The following is a 25460-nucleotide window of genomic DNA, read 5'->3' as shown; positions in this document are numbered from 1 at the left end:
TGTCTCAGGATCAATCACGGTCAATTCGAGTCACCCCAGCCACGGTCTTCTGACCGACTTCCACATCGACCTCGACGCCCTCGGGGAGGTAGATGTCGACGCGCGAACCGAAACGGATCAGGCCGATCCGGTCACCCTGCTCGACCTTCGTGCCCCGGGGGATGTAAGGAACGATACGACGGGCGACGGCGCCGGCGATCTGGATCATCTCGATGTCGCCGAGCTCGGTGTCGAAGTGCCAGACGACACGCTCGTTGTTCTCGCTCTCCTTGTTGAACGCCGGGACGAACCCACCCGGGATGTGCTCGACCGAGGTCACCGTGCCGGAGAGCGGCGCGCGGTTGACATGGACGTTGAGCGGACTCATGAAGATCGCGACGCGGGTACGCCCGTCCTTCCACGGCATGATGCTCTGCACCACACCGTCGGCGGGCGAGATGACACGGCCCTGGGCGATCTCACGCTCGGGGTCGCGGAAGAACCACAGCATGCCCGCCGCGAGCGCGGTGGCGGGTACGGCCACGGCCTTGGCCGCGCCGGAGCGGCGCGAGCGGGCCAGACTGAGTGCTGCGGTGGCGACGGTCGGGAGAAGCCACGGCGATGCTCCGCGCGCAAGGCGTACGCCGACCAGGCTGTCGCGAGGTGCAGAGGTTTGGCTGTGGGGCATGGATGACCTTCGTAGCGGATGATGCCGCGCTGGAACGGGGGACGGCGGCTTTCCCGGGATCGTACCGGTCGTGGGCCACAACTGGGCAAGCCAGGAAGCCGAGTCGGCGGCCGAAGAGTGTTGACGGGGTGTGATCTTCTTCTCGAAGAAAACACCCCGAACCAGGACATCCAACCCTGGCTAGCCCTGAAGTCGATACTCTTCGAGCAGTCGGCGCCCGATGATCATTTTCTGGATTTCGGCGGTGCCTTCACCGATCAACAGCATCGGCGCCTCGCGGTAGAGGCGCTCGATCTCGTACTCCTTGGAGAAGCCGTACCCGCCGTGGATACGGAAGGCGTCCTCGACGACTTCCTTGCAGTATTCGGACGCGAGGTACTTCGCCATGCCCGCTTCGAGGTCGTTTCGTTCCCCGGAGTCCTTTTTGCGTGCCGCGTTCACCATCATCGCATGCGCGGCCTCGACCTTGGTGGCCATCTCGGCCAGCTTGAACTGGATGGCCTGATGCTGTGCGATCGGCTTGCCGAAAGTGTGACGCTGCTGGGCATACGAGACACCCAGTTCGAAGGCACGCTGAGCGACACCGCAGCCACGGGCCGCCACGTTGACGCGGCCGACCTCGACTCCGTCCATCATTTGGTAAAACCCTCGGCCCGTGGAGCCTCCGAGCACCCGATTGGCCGGAACGCGTAGTCCGTCCATGATGAGCTCGGTGGTGTCGACACCCTTGTAGCCCATCTTGTCGATCTTCCCCGGAATCGTGAGGCCGGGGCGGACCTCACCGAAGCCGGGCTCCTTCTCGACCAGGAACGTCGTCATCGACTTGTGCGGCGCCGTCCCCTCGGGATGGCCCTCGTCGCTGCGCACGAGCACGGCCACCAGGGTCGAGGAGCCGCCGTTCGTCAGCCACATCTTCTGGCCGTTGAGGACGTACGAGTCGCCGTCCCTGACCGCCTTGGACGAGATCGCCGACACGTCCGAGCCGAGCGCCGGCTCCGACATCGAGAACGCGCCACGGACCTCGCCCAGCGCCATCCGGGGCAGGAAGTGGTCCTTCTGCTCCTGGGTGCCGTGCTGCTTGATCATGTACGCCACGATGAAGTGCGTGTTGATGATGCCGGACACCGACATCCAGCCGCGGGCGATCTCCTCGACGCAGAGCGCGTACGTCAGGAGCGACTCGCCCAGACCCCCGTACTCCTCGGGGATCATCAGGCCGAACAGGCCCAGTTCCTTCAGGCCGTCGACGATCTGCTGCGGATACTCGTCGCGGTGCTCCAGCTCGGTGGCGACCGGGATGATCTCCTTGTCCACGAAGTCGCGGACCGTGGAGAGGATCTCCTGCTGGACGTCGGTCAGACCGGCGGTCTGGGCGAGTCGCGCCATGGCTACTTCTCCGTCTTCTTCTCCGCGGGTGCGGTCGGCTCCGGGCGGCCGGGCTGCTCGCCGCCGCGCTCCTTGATGTACGTCTCGGTGGGGACCATCACCTTGCGGCGGAACACGCAGACCACCGTGCCGTCCTGCTTGTAGCCCCTGGTCTCGACGTGGACGATCCCGCGGTCGCTCTTCGACCGGGAGGGCGTCTTGTCGAGGACGGTCGTCTCGCCGTAGATGGTGTCGCCGTGGAAGGTCGGCGCCACGTGCTTCAGCGACTCGACCTCCAGATTGGCGATCGCCTTCCCGGACACGTCGGGGACCGACATGCCGAGCAGCAGCGAGTAGATGTAGTTGCCCACGACAACGTTCCGGCCGAAGTCCGTCGTCCTCTCCGCATAGTTCGTGTCCATGTGGAGGGGGTGGTGGTTCATGGTCAGAAGGCAGAAGAGGTGGTCGTCGTACTCGGTGACCGTCTTGCCGGGCCAGTGCTTGTAGACCGCGCCGACCTCGAACTCTTCGTACGTGCGTCCGAACTGCATGGTGCTCAGGCCTCCGGGGCTTCGAACTTGCTGGTGCGCCGCATGCCGGCCGCCCGGCCCTTGCCGGAGATCACCAGTGCCATCTTGCGGCTGGCCTCGTCGATCATCTCGTCACCGAGCATCGCGGAGCCCTTCTTGCCGCCCGCCTCGGACGTGTAGTACTCGTATGCGTCGAGAATCAGCTCGGCGTGGTCGAAGTCCTCCTGGGAGGGCGAGAAGATCTCGTTGGCCGCGGCCACCTGGTCCGGGTGCAGCACCCACTTGCCGTCGAAACCGAGGGCGGCGGCGCGCCCCGCGACCTCGCGGTAGCCCTCCTGGTTGCGGATCTGCAGGTAGGGGCCGTCGATCGCCTGGAGGTCGTGCGTCCGCGCGGCCATCAGGATGCGCATCAGGATGTAGTGGTAGGCGTCCGCCGGGTATCCCGGGGGCTGCTCGCCGACGACGAGCGACTTCATGTTGATCGACGCCATGAAGTCGGCCGGGCCGAAGATGATGGTCTCCACGCGCGGCGAGGCGGCGGCGATCTCGTCGACGTTCACCAGGCCCTTCGCGTTCTCGATCTGCGCCTCGATGCCGATCTTGCCGACCTCGAAGCCCATCGTCTTCTCGATCTGCGTCAGCAGCAGGTCGAGGGCCACGACCTGCTGGGCGTCCTGGACCTTCGGCAGCATGATGCAGTCGAGGTTCTGGCCCGCGCCCTCGACGACCGTGACGACGTCGCGGTACGTCCAGTGCGTCGTCCAGTCGTTCACCCGTACGACCCGCGTCTTGCCGGTCCAGTCGCCCTCGTTGAGGAACTTCACGATGGTGTGCCGTGCGTCGGGCTTGGCCAGCGGGGCGCAGGCGTCCTCCAGGTCCAGGAAGACCTGGTCCGCGGGGAGGCCCTGGGCCTTCTCCAGGAAGCGCGGGTTCGAGCCGGGCACGGCCAGGCAGGATCGCCGCGGACGAAGGCGGTTGACGGGCGTGGTCATGCGGGGACCTCCAGGGGGTCGAGCTTGTTCGCTTTCCGGATCTCGTCGACGATACGGCCGATGATTCCCGTGATGTCGAAGTCCTTCGGGGTGAAGACCGCGGCCACTCCGGCGGCGCGCAGCTGTTCGGCGTCGGCGTTCGGGATGATCCCGCCGGCGATCACCGGGATGTCGGCCGCGCCGGCCTCGCGCAGCCGTTCCAGCACGTCCGGCACCAGTTGGGCGTGCGAGCCGGACAGGATGGACAGGCCGACGGCGTGCACGTCCTCGGCGATCGAGGCGTCCACGATCTGTTCGGGCGTCAGCCTGATGCCCTGGTAGACCACCTCGAACCCGGCGTCGCGGGCCCGTACGGCGATCTGCTCGGCACCGTTGGAGTGCCCGTCCAGACCGGGCTTGCCCACCAGGAACCGGAGCTTGCCCACACCGAGTTCCCGGGCTGTGTCCTCGACCCGCCGGCGCACCAGGGCCAGCGCGGTGCCCTCCTCGGCGGTGACCGCGACGGGCGCCGAGGAGACGCCGGTCGGTGCGCGGAACTCGCCGAAGACCTCGCGCAGGGCCCCGGACCACTCGCCGGTCGTGACCCCGGCGCGGGCGCACTCCAGGGTGGCCTCCATGAGGTTGTCGGTGCCCTTGGCCGCCTCCTTCAGCCGCTCCAGCGCCTTGCACGGGCGCGGGTGGTTGAACGGCGGTTGGTAGCGCGTGTCGCGCCACTGCTGGAGGGCGGCGACGACACGGGCCTCGACCGCCGGGTCGACCGTCTGTATCGCCGCGTCCAGATCGGCGGTGAGCGGGTTGGGCTCCGTCGACTCGTAGATGTTGACGCCGACGATCTTCTCCGCGCCGCCCTCGATCCGGGCCCGGCGTTCGGCGTGCGAGGAGACGAGCTGCGACTTGAGATAGCCCGACTCGACGGCGGCCATCGCCCCGCCCATCTCGTCGATCCGGTCCATCTCGGCGAGCGACTCCTCCACCAGGGAGGCCACCTTGGCCTCGATGACGTGCGAGCCCTCGAAGATGTCCTCGTACTCCAGCAGATCGCTCTCGTGGGCCAGCACCTGCTGGATGCGCAGCGACCACTGCTGGTCCCAGGGCCGGGGCAGGCCCAGTGCCTCGTTCCAGGCGGGAAGCTGCACGGCCCGCGCGCGTGCGTCCTTCGAGAGCGTCACGGCCAGCATCTCCAGCACGATCCGCTGGACGTTGTTCTCCGGCTGGGCCTCGGTCAGCCCGAGGGAGTTGACCTGGACGCCGTAGCGGAAGCGGCGCTGCTTGGGGTCCTGGATGCCGTACCGCTCGCGCGTGACCTCGTCCCAGATGCGGTTGAACGCGCGCATCTTGCACATCTCCTCGATGAACCGGACTCCCGCGTTCACGAAGAAGGAGATACGGGCGACGACGTCACCGAACTTCTCCGGGGGCACCTGCCCCGAGTCGCGGACGGCGTCCAGCACCGCGATGGCCGTCGACATCGCGTACGCGATCTCCTGGACCGGCGTCGCACCGGCCTCCTGGAGGTGGTACGAGCAGATGTTGATCGGGTTCCACCTGGGGATGTGGGAGACCGTGTAGGCGATCATGTCCGTCGTCAGGCGGAGCGAGGGCACCGGCGGGAACACGTGAGTGCCCCGCGAGAGGTACTCCTTCACGATGTCGTTCTGTGTCGTGCCCTGGAGCGTGGTGATGTCCACACCCTGCTCCTCGGCGACGACCTGATAGAGCGCCAGCAGCCACATGGCGGTGGCGTTGATGGTCATCGAGGTGTTCATCTGGTCCAGGGGGATGTCCTGGAACAGCCGGCGCATGTCACCGAGGTGCGAGACCGGAACCCCGACCCGGCCGACCTCGCCGCGGGCGAGGATGTGGTCGGGGTCGTAGCCGGTCTGCGTCGGCAGGTCGAACGCGACCGACAGACCGGTCTGGCCCTTGGCGAGGTTGCGCCGGTACAGCTCGTTGGACGCCTCGGCCGTGGAGTGCCCGGCGTACGTGCGCATGAGCCACGGCCGGTCCTTCTGACGCTGACGCTCTGTCATCTGGGGACCTCAGACGTTCCGGAAGCGGTTGATGGCGTCGATGTGCTGCGCGCGCTTCTCCTCGTCGCGCACACCCAGGCCCTCACGGGGCGCCAGGGTGAGCACACCGACCTTGCCCTGGTGGAGGTTGCGGTGCACGTCGTACGCGGCCTGTCCGGTCTCCTCCAGGGAGTACACCTTGGAGAGCGTCGGGTGGATCTTGCCCTTGGCGACGAGCCGGTTGGCCTCCCACGCCTCGCGGTAGTTCGCGAAGTGCGAGCCGATGATCCGCTTCAGCGACATCCACAGGTAGCGGTTGTCGTACTCGTGCATGTAGCCCGAGGTCGAGGCGCAGGTGGTGATGGTGCCGCCCTTGCGGGTGACGTAGACGCTCGCGCCGAAGGTCTCGCGGCCGGGGTGCTCGAAGACGATGTCGATGTCCTCGCCCCCGGTGAACTCGCGGATGCGCTTGCCGAAGCGCTTCCACTCCTTCGGGTCCTGGGTGGACTCGTCCTTCCAGAACCTGTAGCCCTCGGCGTTGCGGTCGATGATCGCCTCGGCGCCCATCGAGCGGCAGATGTCCGCCTTCTGCTCGCTGCTGACGACGCAGACGGGGTTGGCGCCGCCGGCGAGTGCGAACTGGGTGGCGTACGAGCCGAGCCCGCCGCTCGCGCCCCAGATGAGCACGTTGTCGCCCTGCTTCATGCCGGCGCCGTTGCGGGAGACCAGCTGCCGGTAGGCGGTGGAGTTCACCAGCCCGGGAGCGGCGGCCTCCTCCCAGCTCAGGTGGTCCGGCTTCGGCATGAGCTGGTTGGACTTGACGAGGGCGATCTCGGCGAGGCCGCCGAAGTTGGTCTCGAAGCCCCAGATGCGCTGCTCGGGGTCGAGCATCGTGTCGTTGTGGCCGTCCGAGGACTCCAGCTCGACCGAGAGGCAGTGCGCGACGACCTCGTCGCCGGGCTTCCAGGAGTTCACGCCGGGGCCGGTGCGCAGGACGACGCCCGCGAGGTCCGAACCGATGACGTGGTAGGGCAGGTCGTGGCGCTTGCTGAGGTCGCTGAGCCGGCCGTAGCGCTCCAGGAAGCTGAAGGTCGACACCGGCTCGAAGATCGAGGTCCACACGGAGTTGTAGTTGACGGAGGAGGCCATGACGGCCACCAGGGCCTCGCCCGGGCCGAGCTCCGGCACCGGCACGTCGTCCAGGTGGATCGACTTGCGGGGGTCCTTGTCGCGGGTGCTGAGCCCGGCGAACATCTCCGTCTCGTCCTTGTGCACGGTGATGGCGCGGTAGGACTCGGGGAGGGGAAGAGCGGCGAAGTCGGCGGACGTGGAGTCCGGCGACTGGATCGCGTCCAGGATTTCCTTCACGGTGTTGCCTCCGGCGATACGCGTCCGAGGGAAGACGCTGGGGCTTACGTCGGTGCTGCTGCTGAGTGAGGGGTGTGCCGTCGGTTCGGCGGAGGTGGAGCTGTGGCAGCGCTTTGTCGGCGCGGGAGGGTGCCTGTGACGCAGGCGTCCGGGCGCGCTCACCAGTGGTGTGCGGGGACAGCCGGCGTACGAGGGATCTCTGCACGCCGGCCGCCCGGACAACATCAACGTATGGCACGCCGTGTCACCTGGCAAGGCACGGAGTGCCATGAGTTGCGCTCAGGTGAAATCTTTACGTAACACGTGAGCGATGATCGATCAGATCGACCGATGATCGATCAAAACCCCTGTTCGGAGGGGGTGCGACCGGCTCTCGCACGGGAATGGAGGGCGCGGTGGGGCGGCGGCGAGGCGGCCGACGGGTGATCCGGATGTCGCGGAGAGTCACATGACGCGTGCGGAGAGTGCCGTCGAGGGGGCCGGGGTGCCACGAAGGCGAGGGAGTTTCCACGGTGCGAGCGGCCCGGTCGCCCGCCCTGGGGCTCCGCCGATCGGGTGACGGTGGCGACACCTGTGTGGGGCGCACGCGCCGCGCGGGTCGCGGGGCGCGTGCGCGAGGTCATGGACCTCGGATCACGGGAGGCGGTGGGAAGGCCCGCTTCCGCAAGGAGCGGGGAGGCCCGCTTCCGGGTGGGGGCGGGGAAGCCCGTCTCCGGAAGGGGCGGGAACCCACGGGCCCGCGCCGGGACGTCCTGCCGGACGGCGGCGCGGTCCGCGCGTCCCACCGGTTCTGCGGGTTCTCTGGCTCTGCGGGTTCTCTGTTTCTAGGGGTTCTACGGGTTCTACGGGTTCTGCTGGTTCCGCGAACCCGGCGGGCGGTCGCGCAGCGCCTGTTCGATCGTGCGCATCACCTGGTCGAGCGGGGCGTCGACCCGGGCCACGGTCACCAGGACGTCCCCCTCCGTGAAGGAGCTCGCGGGTGCCGTGCGCGGCGCGGCGTCCCGCCCGGCGCCGATCCCGGACCCGAACGTCCGGCGGACGATGGCGAAGGCGTGGTCGAGCTGGGTCTCCACGTCTCCCTGGCCGCCGGCCCGCAGCCAGCGCCGCAGGACGTGGTTGTGCGCCGTGACCACGGCGGACGCGGCGACCTCCGCGAGCAGCGGATCGTCGTTGGCGTCGTCGTCGTGGGCGTGCTCGTCGAAGTGGCCGAGGAGGTAGCGGGTGAAGAGCCGCTCGTAGCGGGCCACGGAGGCGATCTCGGCCTCCCGGAGCGTGGGCACCTCACGGGTCAGTTTGTAGCGCGAGACGGAGATCTCGGGGTGGGCCGCGTACATCTTCATGACTTCCTTGATGCCGCGGCACACCGTGTCGAGGGGATGCTCGTGCGCGGGCGCGGCGTCGAGGACCGCCTCGGCGCGGATCAAGGTGTCGTCGTGATCGGGGAAGATCGCCTCTTCCTTCGAACGGAAGTGGCGGAAGAAGGTGCGGCGGGCCACCCCGGCCCGGGCGGCGATCTCGTCGACGGTGGTCGCCTCGTACCCCTTGGTCGCGAACAGTTCCATGGCCGAGGCCGCCAGTTCCCGTCGCATCTTGAGCCGTTGCGCGGCGGCGCGACCGCCCGCGGCACTCTCCGGTGCGTCGGGCGTGGCCGGTGTACGTGAGGACCTGGCGGGCTGGGACATGACCCGAACGTACTGCATGTACGCAGGAGGACGTGCAAGTCCGGGGATCCCCCCACCCTCGACGGGCGGGGGGTTTCCGACGGGTTCGAGCAGCCCGCCCCAGTCGGCGCTGTCCGCGGACCGGTCGCCGGGACGCTCAGCGGCGGGCATATTCGCGGAAGCCGCGTCCCGTCTTGCGGCCGAGGCAGCCCGCGGCCACCAGATGCTCCAGGAGCGGCGCCGGGGCGAGGCCCGGGTCACGGAACTCCCGGTGCAGCACCTTCTCGATGGCCAGGGAGACGTCCAGGCCCACCACGTCCAGGAGCTCGAAGGGACCCATCGGGTACCCGCCGCCCAGCTTCATCGCGGCGTCGATGTCGTCGAGCGTCGCGTAGTGCTCCTGGACCATCTTGATCGCGTTGTTCAGGTACGGGAAGAGCAGCGCGTTCACGATGAATCCGGCGCGGTCGCCGCAGTCCACCGGGTGCTTGCGGATCTTCTCGCACAGCTCGCGGACCGTGCCGTGCACGTCGTCCGCGGTCAGGACGGTCCTGACCACCTCGACCAGCTTCATCGCGGGGGCAGGGTTGAAGAAGTGCATGCCGATCACGTCCTGCGGGCGCGAGGTCGCGCGGGCGCAGGCCACGACGGGCAGCGAGGAGGTGGTGGTGGCGAGGATCGCGCCGGGCTTGCAGACCTTGTCGAACACGGCGAACAGTTGCTGCTTGACGTCCAGGTCCTCGGCCACCGCCTCCAGGGCGAGATCGACGTCGGAGAAGGAGTCGTAGGAGCCCGCCGGTGTGATCAGGTCCAGGGTGCTCGCGGCGGCCTCGGCGGTCAGCCGGCCCTTGTCGACCGACCGTGCCAGCGACTTGCCGATCCGGGCCTTGGCGGCCTGCGCCTTCTCCTCGCTGCGGGCGGCCAGGACGACCTCGTACCCGGCCTTCGCGAAGACCTCGGCGATGCCGGACGCCATCGTCCCGGAGCCGGCGACGCCGACCGAGCGCACCGTACGGCCCGGTGTGCCGGGGCCGCCGGAGAGCGGCGTCAGCGCGTCCCGCACGACGCTCGGGCTGCCGGGAGCCTCGTAGGAGTAGAAGCCGCGTCCCGACTTGCGTCCGGTCAGGCCCGCCTCGCTGAGCTGCTTGAGGATGGGCGCGGGGGCGTGCAGGCGGTCGCGGGACTCGGCGTACATGGCCTCGAGGACCGTACGGGCCGTGTCGACGCCGATCAGGTCGAGCAGGGCGAGCGGGCCCATGGGCAGGCCGCAGCCGAGCTTCATCGCGGCGTCGATGTCCTCGCGTGAGGCGTACTTCGCCTCGTACATCGCGGCCGCCTGGTTCAGGTAGCCGAAGAGCAGTCCGTCGGCGACGAAGCCGGGGCGGTCGCCGACCGCGACGGGCTCCTTGCCGAGGTCGAGGGCGAGGTTGGTGACGGCGCTGACCGCCGCGGGCGCGGTCAGCACGGAGGAGACGACCTCGACGAGTTTCATCGCGGGCGCCGGGTTGAAGAAGTGCAGGCCGAGGACGCGCTCGGGGTGGGCCGAGTCGGCGGCCAGACGCGTCACGGACAGGGCGTTGGTACCGGTGGCCAGGATGGTGTCCGGGCGCACGATGTCGTCCAGCGCGCGGAAGACCTGCTGCTTGATGTCGTACGACTCCGGGGTCACCTCGATGACCAGGTCGGCGTCGGCCGCGGCGGCGAGGTCGGTGGAGGTACGGAAACGGGCGAGGACGCCCTCGCGCTCCGCCCCGGTGAGCCGCTCGCGCCGCACGGCGCGGGCGGTGGAGGCTTCGAGCGCGGTGACGGCCTGGACGGCCGCGGCCTCGCTGACGTCGATGCCGACGACGTCGCGGCCGGCCCGGGCGAGCACCTCGGCGATACCGGTGCCCATGGTGCCGAGGCCGACGACGGCGACGGTCTGGAGAGGGGACAGGGGAAGGTCGGACTGGGGAGCGGCCATCGCGGGACTCCAGATGAGGGTGACGACTGAGGAGAGGACGCACGGATGCGCCGAGGAGCGCACGGGGTGCGGAGCATTACGGGTGCTGCCGGGCTGACGAGCGCACACGCCCGGTGCCGTCCGGGCCGGGAGGCCCGCGAGGGCGTACCCGGTGAACGGTGAAGCCGACCGGCTCTGTCCCGGAGCCATGTCGTACTGCGGTGCCTGAAGCACCGAACCGACTGCTCTCACGGCGGCTGCGTCACCAGGCCGCCCTGAGGAATGCACGAGTGGGTAACTCGCTCGTCTGAGCTTAACCCGCCGGTAACGAGCACGCCAGCCCCCGAGTTCGTGATGTACGTCCCCACGCGGCGGCACCGCATCTAGTCTCGGCGGCATGGACGAGGAGTTGCGATCACTCACGGAGCGTTTACGAAACGAGGCGGGGGCCTCGCCGGCGTACGACCGACTCGTGGCGACCGAGGACCTCGACGTACTGGCGGCGGCGCTGACCGAACCGGGGCAGCCGCTGTGGGCACGGGAGCTGGCGGCCTTCCGGCTCGGGGCCGCCGGGGACGGTCGCGCCTTCGAGGCGCTCGTCCTGCTGCTCAACCACCGCGAGCCACGACGCTGCGCGTCCGCGGCCCACGCCCTCGCGCGGCTCGGTGATCCGCGCACGGCCCGTGCGGCGGCCGCGCTCGCCACCAACGAACTGCGCGTCGCCTACGCGCTGCATCCGGTTCGGCTGCTGGTCGAGCTGCGCGCCCCCGAGGCCGTACCCGCGCTGGTCACCACGTTGCGGCGCAGGCTGCGCCCGCACGATCCGCACCGCACCGTCGCCCTGGCCTGCGTGACGGGACTCGGCGCGCTGGGCGACGCCCGGGCGAGACCCGTCCTGAACGACGCGCTCGCCCATCCCGTCCTCGCCGAGGAGGCGGTGCGCGCGCTGGCGCGGCTGCCCGACTGACGCGTGCCCCCCCGCCGACCGGATGTCCTGCCCGGTGCTCGCCCACCCGAACCGCCGCCGTCCGTTCCCGCCCGCGGGTGGGGGTCGCGTCCGGGGGCGGGTCGCGAGCGGCTGACGGTCGTGGGTCGCTGGTGTTCGGTGAGGGTCGGACGGCGGGCCGCCCCCCAGCAGTGCCGCGTCGGCCGCGCTCATCGCTCGGGTGTGTGGCGGAGGGGCGTTCCGGGCGTGGTGGGTGGGGTCCGCGCGGGAGCGCCCCGAACCGGCGAAGACAACCCGCGGAGCCGCTTCCCGGAAGGACCCGCCGGGGCCGACCGGCGGCAGACCGTTTCGGACCGCGTCAGGCCACGGAATCCGCCGCGCCGGCCGCGCCGACACCGACACCGGCACCGGCGTCGGCATCGGTGCGGGTGGTGGTGGGTGCAGGCGCGGGCGCCTCGGTGAGCGTGCGGGCGTAGCGGACCTCGGGCACCTCGACACCGCCCGCCTCGAACGGCTCCTCCGTACCGTCGGGGCGGAATCCGGCGTGCTCGTAGAACCCCCGGGCCCCCGTGTTGTCCTTGAGCACCCACAGCAGCATCCGCTCGTACCCCGCGGCGGCGCAGCGCCCGGCCGACTCCCGCAGCAGCGCGCGCCCCACCCCGGTCGCCGTCCGGTCCGGGTCGACGTAGATCGCGTACAACTCGACGTCCGTGGGGGCGACTTCGCCGTCCCGGTACGGGCCGTGGCAGGCCCAGCCGATCACCTCGCCCGCCACTTCCGCGACCAGGTTCACCACCGCGGCGTCACCCCGCGCGAAGCGGCGGCGCCGGCGCGCCGCGTCCTCCCGGGTACTGAGGGCGTCGAGGTACGACCGGGGCATCAGGCCCTCGTACGCGGTCCGCCAGCCGCGGACGCGGATCTCCGACACCCGGTCGCAGTCCGCGAGGGTCATCTCCCGGACCCGGATGCCGCTCATCCGCCCAGCACCGCGAACGCCTCGATCTCCATCAGGAACTCGGGGCCGATCAGCGCGGCGACCTGGACCGCGGAGGCGGCCGGCAGGCGGTCCGCGGGCATGTGGGCGTCCCGGGCCGCGCGGATGGCGGGCATATGGGCCATGTCCGTGACGAAGTAGGTGAGTTTGACGACGTCGTCGAAGGTCGCGCCCGCGGCGGCCAGACAGCGGCGCAGGTTCTCGAAGACCTGACGGGCCTGCGCCGCCGGGTCGCCCTCGCCGACGAGCCCGCCGTCCTCGTCCAGGGCGAGCTGTCCCGAGACCGCCACGAGGCGGCCCGTGCCGAGGACGACGTGCGAATACGCGGCGGCGGGGGCGACTCCGGCGGGGGCGGGAATGCGGGTCGGTTCACTCATGCGTCCATGGTGGACCATGGGTGTGACAGCGCCCCCGACGGGCGTCCGGGTGCGCTCAGCCGCGGGGGCCGAGCAGCCCGTGCAGGGTCGCGCCCTGCGAGGTGGCGGACACCGCCCTCGTGTTCAGCGGCTCCGGGTCGGGCAGTTTCTCGCACACCGCGTCGGCCTCACCGCTGCCGTGCGGCACCTTGCCGTCGGTGAGGTACGCCGCCAGGTACTTGTCCAGGCAGGCGTTCCCGCTCAGCGTGATGCCGTGGTTGCCGCCGCCCTGTTCGACCACCAGGCTGGAGCCGAGCAGCTGGTGATGGACCGTCACGCCGCCCTGGTACGGGGTGGCCGCGTCGTCGGTCGCCTGGAAGACCAGCGTCGGTGGCAGGGCCGTGTTGGAGATGTCCACCGGTCGCAGCGCGCTCGTCGGCCAGAACGCGCACGGCGCGTTGTACCAGGCGTTGTTCCAGACCATGAAGGGTGCCTTGCCGTACGCGGCCCAGTTGTCCCTGCGCCACTGGTTCCAGTCGCGCGGCCAGGACACGTCACGGCACTGCACCGCGGTGTAGATGCTGTAGCCGTTGCCGTCCGAGGCGTCCTTGGCGCCGATCTTCTTGTACGCCGCGAGCAGCGGGGTGGTCTCCTTCTTGTTCGTGTACGCCGCGAAGGCCTCGGCGAGGCGGGGCCAGTAACCGTTGTAGTAGCCGCCCGGGATGAAGGTGTCCTCCAGCTCGGAGGCGCCCACCTTCTTGTCCGCGGGCTTCTCGGCGAGCGCCCTGCGCATCGCGTACCACTTGGCCTCGACCGCGGCCGGGTCGGTGCCGAGCCGGTAGGTGGCGTCGTGCTTGGCGACCCAGGCGAGGAAGGCCCGATGACGGTCGTTGAAGGCGTAGTCCTGCCCGATGTTGTCCTCGTACCAGACACCGGAGGGGTCGACGACGGAGTCGAGCACCAGACGGCGTACGCGCTGCGGGTAGAGCTTGGCGTAGACGGCGCCCAGGTAGGTGCCGTACGAGTAACCGAAGTAGTTGATCTTCTCGGTGCCGAGCGCGGCACGGATCGAGTCCATGTCGCGGACCGCGCTGATCGTGTCGATGTACGGCAGCAGGCTCGCGTACTTCTCGCCGCACGCCGTCGCGAAGGACCGGGCGCGGTCGAGGTTGGCCGTCTCGATGGCGGGGGTGCTGGGCACGGTGTCCGGCCGGACCGGGGCGAAGTGGCCGGGCCTGCAGTCCAGCGCGGGCCGGCTCGCGCCCACGCCACGCGGGTCGAAGCCGATGACGTCGTACTGCGCCGCCACCGCCTTGGGCAGTGTGGAGGCGACGAACCCGGCCATCGTGATCCCGCTGCCGCCGGGGCCGCCGGGGTTCACCAGGAGCGGCCCCTGGTACGTCTTCGCGGTGTGCGGGACGCGCGAGAGGGCCAGCGTGATGAGCCGGCCGTCCGGCTTCGAGTGGTCCAGCGGCACCTTCACGGACGCGCACTGGAGGGCCGGGTAGGAACTGGTCCCGCACTTCTTCCAGGTGGGCTTCGCGGCCCGGACGGTGAGGGGTGCGGTCGCGGAGCCGGCGCTCGCGTCGGCGGGGATCGACGTGATCATCCCGGCCACCACGGCGGCAGCCCCGCACAGAGCAGCTGCGCGTTTCTTCACAAGGCCTCCCAGGACGGAGGATTTTGAGCCGTGCACGCCACGGCCTTCGCCGCATCGTCCCGGGGTGGGGGCCGGGAAGAACCCGTTCTGGCGAGACTTGACCCGATTGGGTCGCGGGATGCGCTCGGATGACGTCAGAGAGGTTTCGGACGCCGCGGTCCCGGAACGCCGGCGCTCGAACGCCCGTCAGAGCAACGTGAGCTGTGTCGGCACGGCCGGTTCGGCGGCGGTCCCGGCGGCGGTCCCGACGGCGGCCGACCCGGCGGCGGCGATCCTGCGCGGCACGCCCCCGTGCGCGGGACCGATGCCGTACTCCCGGGCGAGCTCGTGGACCTGACGGGTGATCCGGCGCTGGTACCACTTGGGCGCGTACGCCCCTTCCGCGTACAGCCGCTCGTAACGGCGGACGAGATACGGGTGGTGGTGCTCCAGCCAGGCCATGAACCACTCGCGGGCGCCGGGCCGCAGGTGCAGCACCAGCGGGGTCACGGAGGTGGCCCCGGACGCCGCGATCGCCCGCACGGTGGCGCGCAGTTGAGCCGGGTGGTCGCCCAGGAAGGGAATCACCGGAGCCATCAGGACCCCGCAGCCGATGCCGTGGTCCGTCACGGTGCGCACGACGTCGAGGCGGCGCTCGGGCGCCGGGGTGCCCGGTTCCACGGTGCGCCACAGCTCGGTGTCGGTGAAGCCCACGGAGACGGAGATGCCGACGTCGGTGACGTCCGACGCCTGCTTCAGGAGGTCGAGATCGCGCAGGATCAGGGTGCCCTTCGTCAGGATCGAGAAGGGGTTCGCGTGGTCGCGCAGGGCGGCGAGGATGCCCGGCATCAGCCGGTAGCGGCCCTCGGCCCGCTGGTAGCAGTCGACGTTGGTGCCCATCGCGATGTGCTCGCCGTGCCAGCGGTGGGAGCCCAGGTGGCGGCGGAGCAGGTCCGGCGCGTTGACCTTGACCACGATCTGGGAGTCGAAGTCGAGGCCCGTGTCGAGGTCCAGATAACTGTGCGTCCTGCGCGCGAAGCAGTACACGCACGCGTGTGTGCAGCCCCGGTAGGGGTTGACCGTCCATTCGAAGGGCATGCGGGAGGCCCCCGGCACCCGGTTCACGATCGAGCGGGCCCGGATCTCGTGGAACGTGATCCCGCGGAACTCCGGGGTGTCGAACGTGCGGGTGGTCACCGCGTCCGCGCCGAACAGCACGGCGTTGCGGGCGCGGTCCCCGGCGGGGTCCGCTGTGAGGTTCTCCCAGCGCATGAGGCCTCCTCGGTAGCACTGGCCACAGAATAGAACACATGTTCCCTTGATCGTGCGACCCGGTTTCCCCGGCCACGTCGCGGCCCCCTTCCGCGCCCCCCGTCCAAGGCCCTTCAGCGCCGGGTGGGGACCCCGATTTGAGGGCGCGGCCCGCGTGGTGGTTGGGTGGCCGCACACCCCGAGTCACCAAGTGCTGGAGGAAGTGCCATGGCGCAGGTCGAGGCCACGACGGAGCGGGTCATCGCGGCGGACGCGGAGGCGGTGTTCGACGCCCTGGCCGACTACACCGGCACCCGCTCGAAGCTGCTGCCCGAGCACTTCAGCGAGTACGAGGTGCGCGAGGGCGGCGACGGCGAGGGCACCCTCGTCCACTGGAAGCTCCAGGCCACCAGCAAGCGCGTCCGCGACTGCCTGCTCGAGGTCACCGAGCCCACCGACGGCGAACTCGTCGAGAAGGACCGCAACTCCTCCATGGTCACCACCTGGCGGGTCACCCCGGCCGGCGAGGGCAAGTCGCGGGTCGTCGTCAGCACCGTCTGGAACGGCGCGGGCGGCATCGGCGGCTTCTTCGAGAAGACCTTCGCGCCCAAGGGGCTCGGCCGGATCTACGACCTGGTGCTCGAAAGGCTCGCCACCGAGACCGAGAAGTAGCCCCGAGCGGGCCTCGGCGGCCCGCGGGCCCAAGAGGCAACCCCCCAGGGCGCGTTGCCGCCCTCACCGGTTCGAGTGCATCTCCTCGCGACGCGACGGTTCGCCGTAACTCGTCGCGCTTGCTCGCAGTTGTCGCGATAAGCGGGAATTGTGCGGTGAGTGCGACGAGGGGAACGGCACGTGGGCGGGATCACTCTGGTACAGGACGAACCGGCCGCCGCACCCCCGCGGCCCGCCGATTCCGACACGACCGGCCCCACCGGCCCCGACCGGCTGGGCCCGCGCCAGGTACGGCTGGTCTTCCTCGGGCTCATGCTCGCGCTGCTGCTCGCCGCGCTGGACCAGATGATCGTCGCCACCGCGCTCCCGAAGATCGTCGGCGAACTGCACGGCCTGGACCGGATGTCCTGGGCGATCACCGCCTACCTGCTCACCTCGACCATCGGACTGCCGGTCTACGGCAAGGTCGGCGACCTCTTCGGCCGCAAGGGCGTCTTCCAGTTCGCGATCGCGTTCTTCGTGATCGGCTCGGCGCTCGCCGGACGCGCGCAGACCATGGACCAGCTGATCGCCTTCCGGGCGGTCCAGGGCGTCGGCGCGGGCGGTCTCATGATCGGCGTGCAGGCGATCATCGCCGACATCGTGCCGCCCCGTGAACGCGGCCGGTTCATGGGCCTGATCGGCGCCGCGTTCGGCCTCGCCTCGGTCGCCGGACCGCTCCTGGGCGGCTACTTCACCGACCACCTCTCCTGGCGCTGGTGCTTCTACGTCAACGTGCCCTTCGGCCTGCTCACACTGGCCGTCGTCACCGTCGTCCTGAAACTGCCGAAGCCCGTCCGCCGGGGACGCGTCGACGTCCTCGGCGTGCTGCTGCTCGCCGCCGCCTCGACCTGCCTGGTCCTGCTGACCAGTTGGGGCGGCACCGAGTACGCCTGGGGGTCCGGGGTGATCCTCGGGCTCGGCGCGGGCGCCCTCGCCGGGACGGTCCTCTTCTTCGTCGTCGAGCGCTTCGCCGCCGAACCCCTCATCCCGCCACGGCTGTTCAGGGACGGCGTCTTCAACATCACCGCGCTGGTCGGACTGGTGATCGGCGTCGCCCTCTTCGGCGCCGCCAGCTATCTCCCGACCTTCCTGCAGATGGTCGACGGGGCCAGCGCCACCGAGTCCGGACTGCTCATGCTCCCGATGATGGGCGGCATCGTCGGCGCCTCCGTCGTCTCCGGCCAGCTCATCAGCCGCACCGGCCGCTACAAGGTCTACCCCGTGCTCGGCGCCGCCCTGTCGGCGCTCGGCATGTGGCTGCTCTCCCGGCTGGAGGTCGACACACCCCGGCTGACCTACAGCGTCTGGATGGCCGTCCTCGGCGCCGGTATCGGCATGGTCATGCCCGTGCTGGTCCTCGCCGTCCAGAACTCGGTGCGCCCCGCCGACCTCGGCACCGCGACCAGCGCCAACAACTACTTCCGGCAGATCGGCGGCAGCGTCGGCGCCGCGATCTTCGGCACGCTGTTCGCCCGCCGGCTCGCGGACGCGCTCGCCGAACGCGTCCCGGCGCGCGCGGGCACCGCCGTCCCGGACCCCGAGTCCCTGACCCCGCAACTCGTCCACGCGATGCCCGCGCCCCTGCGCGACGCCTACATCGCGGCCTACGCGGACGCCATGCCGCGGATCTTCCTCTACCTCGTGCCGGTGCTCGTCCTCGGCCTGCTCATCGCCTTCTTCCTCAAGGAGAAACCGCTGGTGTCCCACAACGCCCCCGCCGCCGACACCGATCCCGTCCCCCTCACGCAGGTCCCCCCGGCCCGCACCACGCACGCCGCCGGCATCCCCGTCTGCGGCACCGTGCAGCACCCCGACGGAACCGTCGTGCCACGCGCCGCGCTCACCCTCATCGACATCTCCGGCCGGCAGATCGGGCGAGGAGCGAGCGGTGAGGACGGGCGGTACGCGCTGTCCACCCCCGGATCGGGGTCGTACGTCCTGATCGCCGCGGCCGGCGGGCACCAGCCGCAGGCCGTCTCCGTGACGATCGGCGAGCGTCCGGTGGAACTGGACGTCGTGCTCGGCGGCGCCGGCCGGCTGGCCGGGAGCGTACTGACCGCGGACGGGACTCCGGTGCGCGACGCCACGGTCACGCTGACCAACGTCCACGGCGAGGTGGTGGCCACCACCCGCAGCGGGCGCGAAGGAGGCTACGTCATCACGGAGTTGGTGGCGGGCGAGTACACCCTCGCAGGCAGCGCGCCCGCGTTCCGGCCGGCCGCGCTCCCGGTCAGCGTGCAGGCCTCCCGCGAGACCCGCCAGGACGTCGAACTCGCCGGTGGCGCCGTCCTGCGCGGCACCGTGCGGGCGGGCGGCGGACGGCCCGTGGAGGACGCGCGGGTGACCCTCCTGGACGCGGCGGGCAACGTCGTGGACACACTCACCACCGGCGCCGACGGCACCTTCCGCTTCGTCGACCTGTCCTCCGGCGAGTACACCGTCATCGCGGCCGGCTACCCGCCGGTGGCCACCGTGCTCCAGGTGGCCGGTGGGGGCCGCACGGAACGCGATCTGCAACTCGGCCACGAGGACTGACCGGTGGCACCCGCCGCCGTGGGGACGGGTGGTGCGCCGGAGCGCCCCCGGGAAAGGTCAATTCCCCTATTGCCGCACACGGCGCCGCGCCGCGGTCGTACGGTGGTGGGTGCGGCACAGATCTTGCCGAGCCGCGGGGAGAGGGGCCAGGGCCATGGAGAGCGGCACTTCGCGTCGCACCGAAGTGGGCACACCCCTCAGCCGCACCGCCGGGAACGGCGTCACGGAGTACGCCGACGCCGGACGCGTCCCGCTGGCCGTGGTCGCCGTGGACCGTGACGGCCTGGTGTCCCACTGGAGCACCGGCGCCCGACGTCTGTTCGGCGTCTCCAAGCAGGACGCTGTGGGTCACCCGGCCGTCGACCTGCTCCCCGTCTCCGGTGTGCTGCCGGAGGAGGACGAGACCGCGTCGTACGCGGCGTACGCGGCGTACGACGGGCTCGGCCCCGACCTGGAGTCCTCGCTCGACGGGCGGCTCTCCTACCCGGCGGCCGGGCGCGCCCGGCTCACGGTGCCCGGCCGGGAGCGCGAAGCGGAACGGGACCGAGACCACGAGCACGACAGCGACCGCGACCGCGACCGCGTCGACGTGTTGTGGTGGGCGTACCCGCTGGTGGGTCCGGGGCGGGAGCGGCTGCTGGTTCTGGCCGCCGACGCGGGCGCGATGCGCCACGCCGACGACCGGGTGGCCGTCGAGCGCATCGCCCCCGCCTTCGCGCTGCACACCGACTTCCCCGGCGCCGAGGAACTGGCCCGCAGACTGCCCGAGATCCTGCCCAGCATGAGTGTGGACGAAGGCGCCCGCATCGTCGCGCAGATCCTCGAACTCGGCTATCCCGTGATGGAGTTCAGCCAGAACGACCGGGTGCCCGTCACCCCCGACTGGGGGGTGCCTCGGCGGGCCGGGCGCAAGGCCCGCCGCGAGCGGGCCGCCGGGGCCGCGGCGGCCGGCCTGCCGCTCCCGCCGGACGCACAGGACGACCCGTACGCGGGGGACGAGGGCGAGGACCTCGAGTACGTCGCGGTGCGCGAACGCCTGGAGTTCCTCAACGAGGTCAGCGGACGCATCGGCACCTCCCTCGACCTGTCGCGGACCGTCCTGGAGGTGAGCCGGGCCGTCGTACCCCGCTTCACCGACGTGGCGGGCACCTATCTGCGCGAACAGGTCGTCGCCGGTGAGGGGTTCCCCGACGGGGTGCCGGACACGACCACCATGTGGCACCGCGTCGCCCTCGAGCACACGGACGAGCCGGGCCGCTGGGACGACGTCGTGCCCGTCGGCGAGGCCATGCCGTTCCCCGCGCACACCCCGTTCTTCCAGTGCATGACCACCGGCGAGCCCGTCCTCGTGCCGCGCATCAGCAAGCAGATGGGGCACATGATCGCCGCGCAGTTCGAGAAGCGCGACATCAGGCCCCTCATCACCGGCCGCTCCATGCTGGTCGTCCCCCTGAAGGCCCGCAACGTGGTGCTCGGCTTCATGGTCCTGCTGCGTCACCCGGAGCGAGTCGAGTTCAACGACATGGACCGGGTCACCGGCGCCGAACTCGCCGCCAGGGCCGGGCTAGTGCTCGACAACGCCCGTATGTACACGTACCAGGAGAGCGTCGCCGAGACCCTCCAGGACAGCATGCTGCCGCAGATAGCGCCCCGCATGGCCGGTTGTGACATCGCCACCCGCTACCTGCCCGGCACGCTCCTCGGCCGCGTCGGCGGCGACTGGTTCGACTCCGTGAAACTGCCCGGCTCCCGCACCGCCCTCGTCGTCGGCGACGTGATGGGTCACGGCCTCAACTCGGCCGCGATGATGGGCCAGTTGCGGACCGCCGTGCAGACCATGGCGGCACTCGACCTGCCGCCGGCCCAGCTCCTGCGCAACCTCGACGACCTGGCCCAGCGGCTCGGCGAGCACTATCTCGCGACGTGTCTGTACGCCGTCTACGACCCCATCGCCGGTGAGCTGCACCTCGCCAACGCGGGCCACATCCCGCCCGTCCTGGTCCGCGCCGGGGACGGCCACAGCGATCTGCTCGACCTGCCCACCGGCGCGCCCATCGGGGTCGGCGGTGTCCCCTTCGAGGCGGTGCGCGTACCGGTGGCGCCCGGCGACCGGCTCGTGATGTGCACCGACGGCCTGGTCGAGGTGCGCGGCGAGGACATCGGGGTCGGCCTCGCCACGCTCTGCGAGTCCGCCGCCCACCCGGCCGCGTCCATGGACGACGCCTGCGACACGATCATCCGGGCCCTCAACACCCGCGGCGGCCGCAAGGACGACGTGGCTCTGCTGATGGCGCGGCTCAACGGCATCGAGTCCGAGGACATCGCCGAATGGCGGCTCGCTTCCGATCCGGCCGAGGCGGGCCGGGCCCGCGCCGCCGTCCGTGAGCAGCTGCACGAGTGGGGCCTGGGACGGCTCGCCGACCCCGCCGAGCTGATGGCCGGCGAACTGGTGGCGAACGCCGTACGGCACACGCGCGGCCGCCGGGTCGAACTGCGCCTCGTGCGCGGCGACACCCTGCTGTGCGAGGTGGCCGACGACGACCACAACCTGCCCACGCTGCTCAGCGCTGGCCCCGGCGACGAGTTCGGACGCGGCCTGCGTGTCGTCAGCACGCTGGCCCGGGAATGGGGCACGAGCCGCACCGGCGCGGGCAAGACCGTGTGGTTCGAACTGACGCTGCCGCGGCGCTGACACGCACCGGGGACTTACGTGCGCACTCCCGGGGCTCGTGGGGGCGCAAGGGGCGTGCGACGGCGTACACGGATCGAAATGACCGGTGAAGGAATGCGCCGCACGCTTGTCGGCGCACTCCAGGCGCGATAGACCGATCTCGCCCGTCGTGCTCGGCGGGCGGCGGCGCTACCTGGGGAGCGGGCATGAGCGTGACGAGTCGGTACAGGGGAGCCTGGGAGGGCTTCTGGCGCGAGGCTCCCGACGAACAGGGAGCCGTCTTCTGGGATGCGGAGCCCGCCCTCACCGCGGGCGTCCATCTCGCTCTCTTCGAACCGTACGTGACGTTCCACGGACTGCCTCTCGTCGACCTGGGCTGCGGCAACGGCACCCAGACCCGTTTCCTCGCCGACCGCTTCCCGCGTGTCGTCGGCACCGACATCTCGGCCGCCGCGCTGGACCACGCCCGCCACGCCGACACCGCGGGGCAGGCGACCTACCAGCTGCTCGACGCGTCGGAGAAGAGCGAGGTGCAGCGCCTGCACGCGGAGCTCGGTGACGCCAACGTCTATATGCGGGGCGTGCTCCACCAGTGCGAACCGGAGGACCGCCAGCCGCTGGTGGACGGCATCGCCACTCTGGTGGGGGAGCGCGGACGCGTGTTCCTCGTCGAGCTCTCGGAGGCCGCCCGCCCCGTCCTGATGGAACTCGCGCAGGGTGCCGACGGCCCTCCGGCCAAGCTGGCACCCATCCTCCGGCACGGCATCGCCCCCGGCGAGGTCTCCGACGAGTCCGTTCCCGACCACCTCGGCGCGGCCGGGCTCACCGTCCTCGCGAGCGGTGAACTCCCACTCGTCACCGCGGAGTACACCGCGGTCGGCACCCGGATCGAACTGCCCTCGAAGTGGCTGGTGGCGGGTCGCACCGCAGGGTGAGCAGGGCACGGGTACGGCGTCACCGGCCGGTCGGTGACGCCGTACCCCTCTCAGTGGCCCTGGGCGAGGGGGCGGTGGCGTGAGCCGACGGCCCCGCTCAACGGCCCCGCGCCGTCGTTCGGCGGCCTCACGTCATCGTCGCGCGAGAGTCTCGGGCGACGACGTCCGCCGGCGGTGTTCGCCGACGGCAGCGTGCGGCGGCCTTGTTCAGCGGCCGGGCCAGCCGTCCATGTGACGGTGCACCGCCACGGCCGGCTGGTCCGCGGCCTTGGGCGCGTCGGCCACCGCGTCGTGCAGGACTCCGGTGACCTCGGCGGCCAGCGCGTCGACCTTCGTCTTGAGGTCCACGGCCGGGATACCGGAGCGGCTCAACTCGTCGAGCCTGCGGTGGATGTCGGCGAGCCGGTTCCTGGTCGCACTGTCCAGAGTGATCGGACGCGCGGTGGAGACCACGAACTGGTAGGCGCCGGCCAGGGTCTGGCATCCGTCGCAGTGCTGGTTCGCCGCGTCGCTGAGGTTCACGGCGTTCAGGCGCGTGTGCTGGCCCGCGAGGGTGACGATCTGGAAGGACAGGGCCACCGACCGGCAGTGCGCGTCGACCGAGCAGCCGACGGAGACCGCGTTGGCCTGGTTGCGGATGCCCGCGGAGGTCACCGTGCCGAACTGCCGCACGGTGAAGGAGTCCTTGACCTGGGTCGGATGGGCCCGGTCGGCGTGGCTGAAGGTGTGGTCCTCGGCGACGGCGGCGTTGCGTCCCATGCCGCCGGCCGCCGCCGTGGCGGCCTGGGCCGGTACGGCGGCGGCGATACCGGCCGCGCCGGCCGCGAACAGGCCTATGCGCATGGCCTTTCGGCCGAGGGACGTGCCGACGGGATTCGGCTTTCGATGGGCGTTGACGTGTGTGCTCACATGGTTCTCCTGTGGTGTCGGTGCAGTGTGCGGCCGGTCACTGGGCGGCCGGGGGCGGTTCACTGGTCACGCTCGGGCTGTCGGTCGGGGTGGGCTGATCCGTGGTCGGCGCCGCCGAGGTCGGATCGTCGGACGGCGACGGTTCGGCGGACCCCTCGGAAGGACCGGCCGGCGAACCGGCCGTGGCCGAACCCGTCGTGTTCTGGCCGCCGGTGGGCTCGGCCGGCTTCTTGGACGGGCCCGCGCTGGGCGACGCGGAGGCCCCGGCGTCCGCGCTGGGCGAGGCCGAGGCACTCGCCGAGGCGGCGCCCGAGGCACCGGGGGACGCGGCGCCGGACGGCGGGACCGCGGCGGTGCCGGACGGCGACGCCTGCGGTCCGGGTGCGGTCGCCTGCCGGGCGGGCGGCTCCGCCGTGGACACACCGGGCTGGAGGATCGGGGCGATCGGCGGCCGCTTCGGCAACGGCTCGGGCGTCACACCGGAGACCCACGCGTAGCTCAGCGTGCCCAGACCGACCAGCGCCAGCGCGCACAGCGTCACCCTCAGCCGCGGCTTGTCGTCGGTCGAGCGCTTGGCGGCACGGAAGACCCGGCCGCCCATCTTCACCGACAGGTAGACCACACCGGCCATCGGGCACAGCAGCATGAAGCAGCCGATCACCCCGATCAGACCGGCGGCGATCTGGCCGTTGACGAAGGCGTCGCCCGTGCCCACGACCTGCGCGGTGAGCGAGCGGACCATCGTGGCGACGATCCGCGGCAGGTTCCACAGCGCGTAGCCGAGTTCACCGATCAGCAGCGGCACCATCGTGAGGACCCACGTGGTGATGATGGTGCGGGAGGACTTCTTGAGCCCGACGACCTCGGCGCGGGCCGCCTTCCCGCGCCGTCCGGGCACCGTGCTGAGCAGGATCGGTTTGATCTTGCCGTAGAGATCCGGGACGCCGGCCAGGTCGCCGAGGATGTAGTAGCCGTCCAGCCGGACGGCCGGCATCAGCTGCTCCAGGATCTCGAAGTGCCCGAGATACACCGTGGCCAGGAAGAACTGCTGACCGGTGGCGAAGTACGCGCCCGTCATGGCGAGCATGAAGACGAGGTTGAAGTACACCCCGCCCAGGTCGGTGCGGAGCCGTCCGGCCCGTCCGATCCGGTAGATGTCCGTCACGTCGGTGTACATGGACGGCCAGATGAGGAAGAGCCCGCAGCCGATGCACCCCGGCCGCGCGCCTCCGTATCTGCAGGCCGAGGCGTGACCGAACTCGTGGAAGACGAGTGAGGCCACGGTGAGTCCGAACACGACGAGCATCAGCACCGGCTGGTCGAGGACCTGCAGCACGGGTTCGACCGCGCCGAAGAAGCCGAACAGCCAGACGTCCATCGCCACGGCCGCCGCCAGCATCAGCACGACCACCGTGGGGCGGTGCAGCCAGGCCAGCGAGCGGGCGATCCGGCCCGCCCTGCGCTCGTTGAAGATGATCCGGTGCCCCTTCAGGGCGAGGAGCAGATCGGACCGCGGCGCGGTGATCTCCTCCTCGTCCTGCCCCTCCGGCACGGTGACGCCCAGCGGGTCGAGCTTCTCCTCGACCAGATAGCGCACGTTCTCCGCGCTGAGTTCGCGCCCGTAGCGGGCGCTCACCCGGTGCGAGATGGTCTCGATGTCGTGTACGCCGTCGATCGCGGAGGCGACCAGGTACAGCAGCCGGGACAGCTGCACGACCTGGCCGTCGCCGCGGCGCGCGATGTACTTCGGGTCGGTGAAGCCCGACCCCTGGTACTCCCCGTGCAGTTTGAGCCCGGAGCTGAGTCGGGGTACCGGCAGTACCTCGACGCCGGCGCCGACAACCGGCAGCGTCCCCGTGGCGAACTGCTCGTAGGTGACCGGGATTCCTCCCGGCCCCGGCACCGGCGACCCGGTGTCGTACAGCAACGCGGGCCCGTCCCCCAGTGCCGTCATGTGTGGTCCTTCCCCCCCCAAG

Annotated in this window: 18 protein-coding genes and 1 pseudogene; 5 read left to right on the top strand and 14 right to left on the bottom strand. The window is 70.8% G+C overall.

From position 1 onward, the window contains the following. Nucleotides 1–10: 10 nt before the first annotated feature. The 8 genes from GFH48_RS09525 to GFH48_RS09490 form a co-directional block, all read right to left on the bottom strand. Entirely contained in the window at nucleotides 11–667 is a 657-nt protein-coding gene (locus GFH48_RS09525; RefSeq protein ID WP_153292814.1) for a phosphatidylserine decarboxylase, read from the bottom strand. A 180-nt stretch (nucleotides 668–847) separates the two neighbouring features. Beyond that, complete coding sequence (locus GFH48_RS09520) at nucleotides 848–2053, bottom strand: acyl-CoA dehydrogenase family protein (protein WP_153287847.1); 1206 nt, start codon at nucleotides 2051–2053, stop codon at nucleotides 848–850. Nucleotides 2054–2055: 2 nt separating this feature from the next. Beyond that, nucleotides 2056–2583 carry a MaoC family dehydratase gene (locus GFH48_RS09515; RefSeq protein WP_153287846.1) on the bottom strand — a complete coding sequence of 176 codons (528 nt, stop codon included), beginning with the start codon at nucleotides 2581–2583 and terminating at the stop codon, nucleotides 2056–2058. Between the two features lie 5 nt (nucleotides 2584–2588). Beyond that, nucleotides 2589–3554, bottom strand: coding sequence for an HpcH/HpaI aldolase/citrate lyase family protein (locus tag GFH48_RS09510; RefSeq protein ID WP_153287845.1), 966 nt, complete (start codon nucleotides 3552–3554; stop codon nucleotides 2589–2591). Beyond that, nucleotides 3551–5584, bottom strand: coding sequence for a protein meaA (locus tag GFH48_RS09505; protein ID WP_153287844.1), 2034 nt, complete (start codon nucleotides 5582–5584; stop codon nucleotides 3551–3553). The genes GFH48_RS09510 and GFH48_RS09505 overlap by 4 nt, the downstream gene beginning before the upstream one ends. A gap of 9 nt (nucleotides 5585–5593) precedes the next feature. Beyond that, complete coding sequence (ccrA, locus tag GFH48_RS09500) at nucleotides 5594–6931, bottom strand: crotonyl-CoA carboxylase/reductase (RefSeq protein ID WP_153287843.1); 1338 nt, start codon at nucleotides 6929–6931, stop codon at nucleotides 5594–5596. 842 nt (nucleotides 6932–7773) lie between these two features. Continuing rightward, nucleotides 7774–8613: a TetR/AcrR family transcriptional regulator gene (locus tag GFH48_RS09495; protein ID WP_194280537.1), complete on the bottom strand. Its 840-nt coding sequence runs from the start codon at nucleotides 8611–8613 to the stop codon at nucleotides 7774–7776. Between the two features lie 136 nt (nucleotides 8614–8749). Next, nucleotides 8750–10555: a 3-hydroxyacyl-CoA dehydrogenase family protein gene (locus GFH48_RS09490; protein ID WP_153287841.1), complete on the bottom strand. Its 1806-nt coding sequence runs from the start codon at nucleotides 10553–10555 to the stop codon at nucleotides 8750–8752. A 376-nt stretch (nucleotides 10556–10931) separates the two neighbouring features. Here GFH48_RS09490 and GFH48_RS09485 point away from each other — a divergent pair, with 376 nt between their 5' ends. Further along, a complete protein-coding gene (locus GFH48_RS09485) occupies nucleotides 10932–11501 on the top strand; it encodes an adenylosuccinate lyase (protein ID WP_153287840.1) in 570 nt (189 codons plus the stop codon). Nucleotides 11502–11940: 439 nt separating this feature from the next. Here GFH48_RS09485 and GFH48_RS09480 read toward each other — a convergent pair. From GFH48_RS09480 to GFH48_RS09465, 4 genes and pseudogenes are all read right to left on the bottom strand, one after another. After that, nucleotides 11941–12456, bottom strand: a pseudogene (locus GFH48_RS09480) (N-acetyltransferase family protein); the annotation flags it as partial. After that, nucleotides 12453–12851, bottom strand: a complete 399-nt coding sequence (locus tag GFH48_RS09475) for a RidA family protein (RefSeq protein WP_153287838.1) — start codon at nucleotides 12849–12851, stop codon at nucleotides 12453–12455. The pseudogene GFH48_RS09480 and the gene GFH48_RS09475, both read right to left, overlap by 4 nt. 55 nt (nucleotides 12852–12906) lie before the next feature. Beyond that, nucleotides 12907–14490 (bottom strand): alpha/beta hydrolase, encoded by a 1584-nt coding sequence (locus tag GFH48_RS09470; RefSeq protein ID WP_153287837.1) that lies wholly within the window; start codon nucleotides 14488–14490, stop codon nucleotides 12907–12909. Nucleotides 14491–14676: 186 nt separating this feature from the next. Then, nucleotides 14677–15741 (bottom strand): Rv2578c family radical SAM protein, encoded by a 1065-nt coding sequence (locus GFH48_RS09465; RefSeq protein ID WP_153287836.1) that lies wholly within the window; start codon nucleotides 15739–15741, stop codon nucleotides 14677–14679. Between the two features lie 207 nt (nucleotides 15742–15948). Here GFH48_RS09465 and GFH48_RS09460 point away from each other — a divergent pair, with 207 nt between their 5' ends. The 4 genes from GFH48_RS09460 to GFH48_RS09445 all read left to right on the top strand — a co-directional run bounded on the left by GFH48_RS09460 (nucleotide 15949) and on the right by GFH48_RS09445 (nucleotide 22575). Further along, a complete protein-coding gene (locus GFH48_RS09460; protein WP_153287835.1) occupies nucleotides 15949–16392 on the top strand; it encodes an SRPBCC family protein in 444 nt (147 codons plus the stop codon). A 180-nt stretch (nucleotides 16393–16572) separates the two neighbouring features. Continuing rightward, on the top strand, nucleotides 16573–18969 hold the full coding sequence (locus tag GFH48_RS09455; RefSeq protein WP_153287834.1) for an MFS transporter: 2397 nt from the start codon (nucleotides 16573–16575) through the stop codon (nucleotides 18967–18969). 154 nt (nucleotides 18970–19123) lie between these two features. Further along, a complete protein-coding gene (locus GFH48_RS09450) occupies nucleotides 19124–21661 on the top strand; it encodes a SpoIIE family protein phosphatase (protein WP_153287833.1) in 2538 nt (845 codons plus the stop codon). Between the two features lie 185 nt (nucleotides 21662–21846). Further along, nucleotides 21847–22575 (top strand): class I SAM-dependent methyltransferase, encoded by a 729-nt coding sequence (locus tag GFH48_RS09445; RefSeq protein ID WP_153287832.1) that lies wholly within the window; start codon nucleotides 21847–21849, stop codon nucleotides 22573–22575. Nucleotides 22576–22782: 207 nt separating this feature from the next. Here GFH48_RS09445 and GFH48_RS09440 read toward each other — a convergent pair whose 3' ends face one another. Further along, nucleotides 22783–23484, bottom strand: coding sequence for a hypothetical protein (locus GFH48_RS09440; protein ID WP_228120478.1), 702 nt, complete (start codon nucleotides 23482–23484; stop codon nucleotides 22783–22785). Nucleotides 23485–23521: 37 nt separating this feature from the next. After that, nucleotides 23522–25438 carry a zinc metalloprotease gene (locus tag GFH48_RS09435; protein ID WP_153287831.1) on the bottom strand — a complete coding sequence of 639 codons (1917 nt, stop codon included), beginning with the start codon at nucleotides 25436–25438 and terminating at the stop codon, nucleotides 23522–23524. Nucleotides 25439–25460: the final 22 nt, after the last annotated feature.

The sequence above is a fragment of the Streptomyces fagopyri genome (assembly GCF_009498275.1).
Taxonomy (GTDB): domain Bacteria; phylum Actinomycetota; class Actinomycetes; order Streptomycetales; family Streptomycetaceae; genus Streptomyces; species Streptomyces fagopyri.
Note: the sequence above shows the minus strand (reverse complement) of the source record. Positions and strands in the feature narration are given on the sequence as shown.

What these genes read in the sequence shown, in the direction of transcription:
- GFH48_RS09525 (WP_153292814.1), bottom strand. Translation starts at nt 667, where the DNA reads ATGCCCCACAGCCAAACCTCTGCACCTCGCGACAGCCTGGTCGGCGTA.
- GFH48_RS09520 (WP_153287847.1), bottom strand. Translation starts at nt 2,053, where the DNA reads ATGGCGCGACTCGCCCAGACCGCCGGTCTGACCGACGTCCAGCAGGAG.
- GFH48_RS09515 (WP_153287846.1), bottom strand. Translation starts at nt 2,583, where the DNA reads ATGCAGTTCGGACGCACGTACGAAGAGTTCGAGGTCGGCGCGGTCTAC.
- GFH48_RS09510 (WP_153287845.1), bottom strand. Translation starts at nt 3,554, where the DNA reads ATGACCACGCCCGTCAACCGCCTTCGTCCGCGGCGATCCTGCCTGGCC.
- GFH48_RS09505 (WP_153287844.1), bottom strand. Translation starts at nt 5,584, where the DNA reads ATGACAGAGCGTCAGCGTCAGAAGGACCGGCCGTGGCTCATGCGCACG.
- GFH48_RS09495 (WP_194280537.1), bottom strand. Translation starts at nt 8,613, where the DNA reads ATGTCCCAGCCCGCCAGGTCCTCACGTACACCGGCCACGCCCGACGCA.
- GFH48_RS09490 (WP_153287841.1), bottom strand. Translation starts at nt 10,555, where the DNA reads ATGGCCGCTCCCCAGTCCGACCTTCCCCTGTCCCCTCTCCAGACCGTC.
- GFH48_RS09485 (WP_153287840.1), top strand. Translation starts at nt 10,932, where the DNA reads ATGGACGAGGAGTTGCGATCACTCACGGAGCGTTTACGAAACGAGGCG.
- GFH48_RS09475 (WP_153287838.1), bottom strand. Translation starts at nt 12,851, where the DNA reads ATGAGTGAACCGACCCGCATTCCCGCCCCCGCCGGAGTCGCCCCCGCC.
- GFH48_RS09465 (WP_153287836.1), bottom strand. Translation starts at nt 15,741, where the DNA reads ATGCGCTGGGAGAACCTCACAGCGGACCCCGCCGGGGACCGCGCCCGC.
- GFH48_RS09460 (WP_153287835.1), top strand. Translation starts at nt 15,949, where the DNA reads ATGGCGCAGGTCGAGGCCACGACGGAGCGGGTCATCGCGGCGGACGCG.
- GFH48_RS09450 (WP_153287833.1), top strand. Translation starts at nt 19,124, where the DNA reads ATGGAGAGCGGCACTTCGCGTCGCACCGAAGTGGGCACACCCCTCAGC.
- GFH48_RS09445 (WP_153287832.1), top strand. Translation starts at nt 21,847, where the DNA reads ATGAGCGTGACGAGTCGGTACAGGGGAGCCTGGGAGGGCTTCTGGCGC.
- GFH48_RS09435 (WP_153287831.1), bottom strand. Translation starts at nt 25,438, where the DNA reads ATGACGGCACTGGGGGACGGGCCCGCGTTGCTGTACGACACCGGGTCG.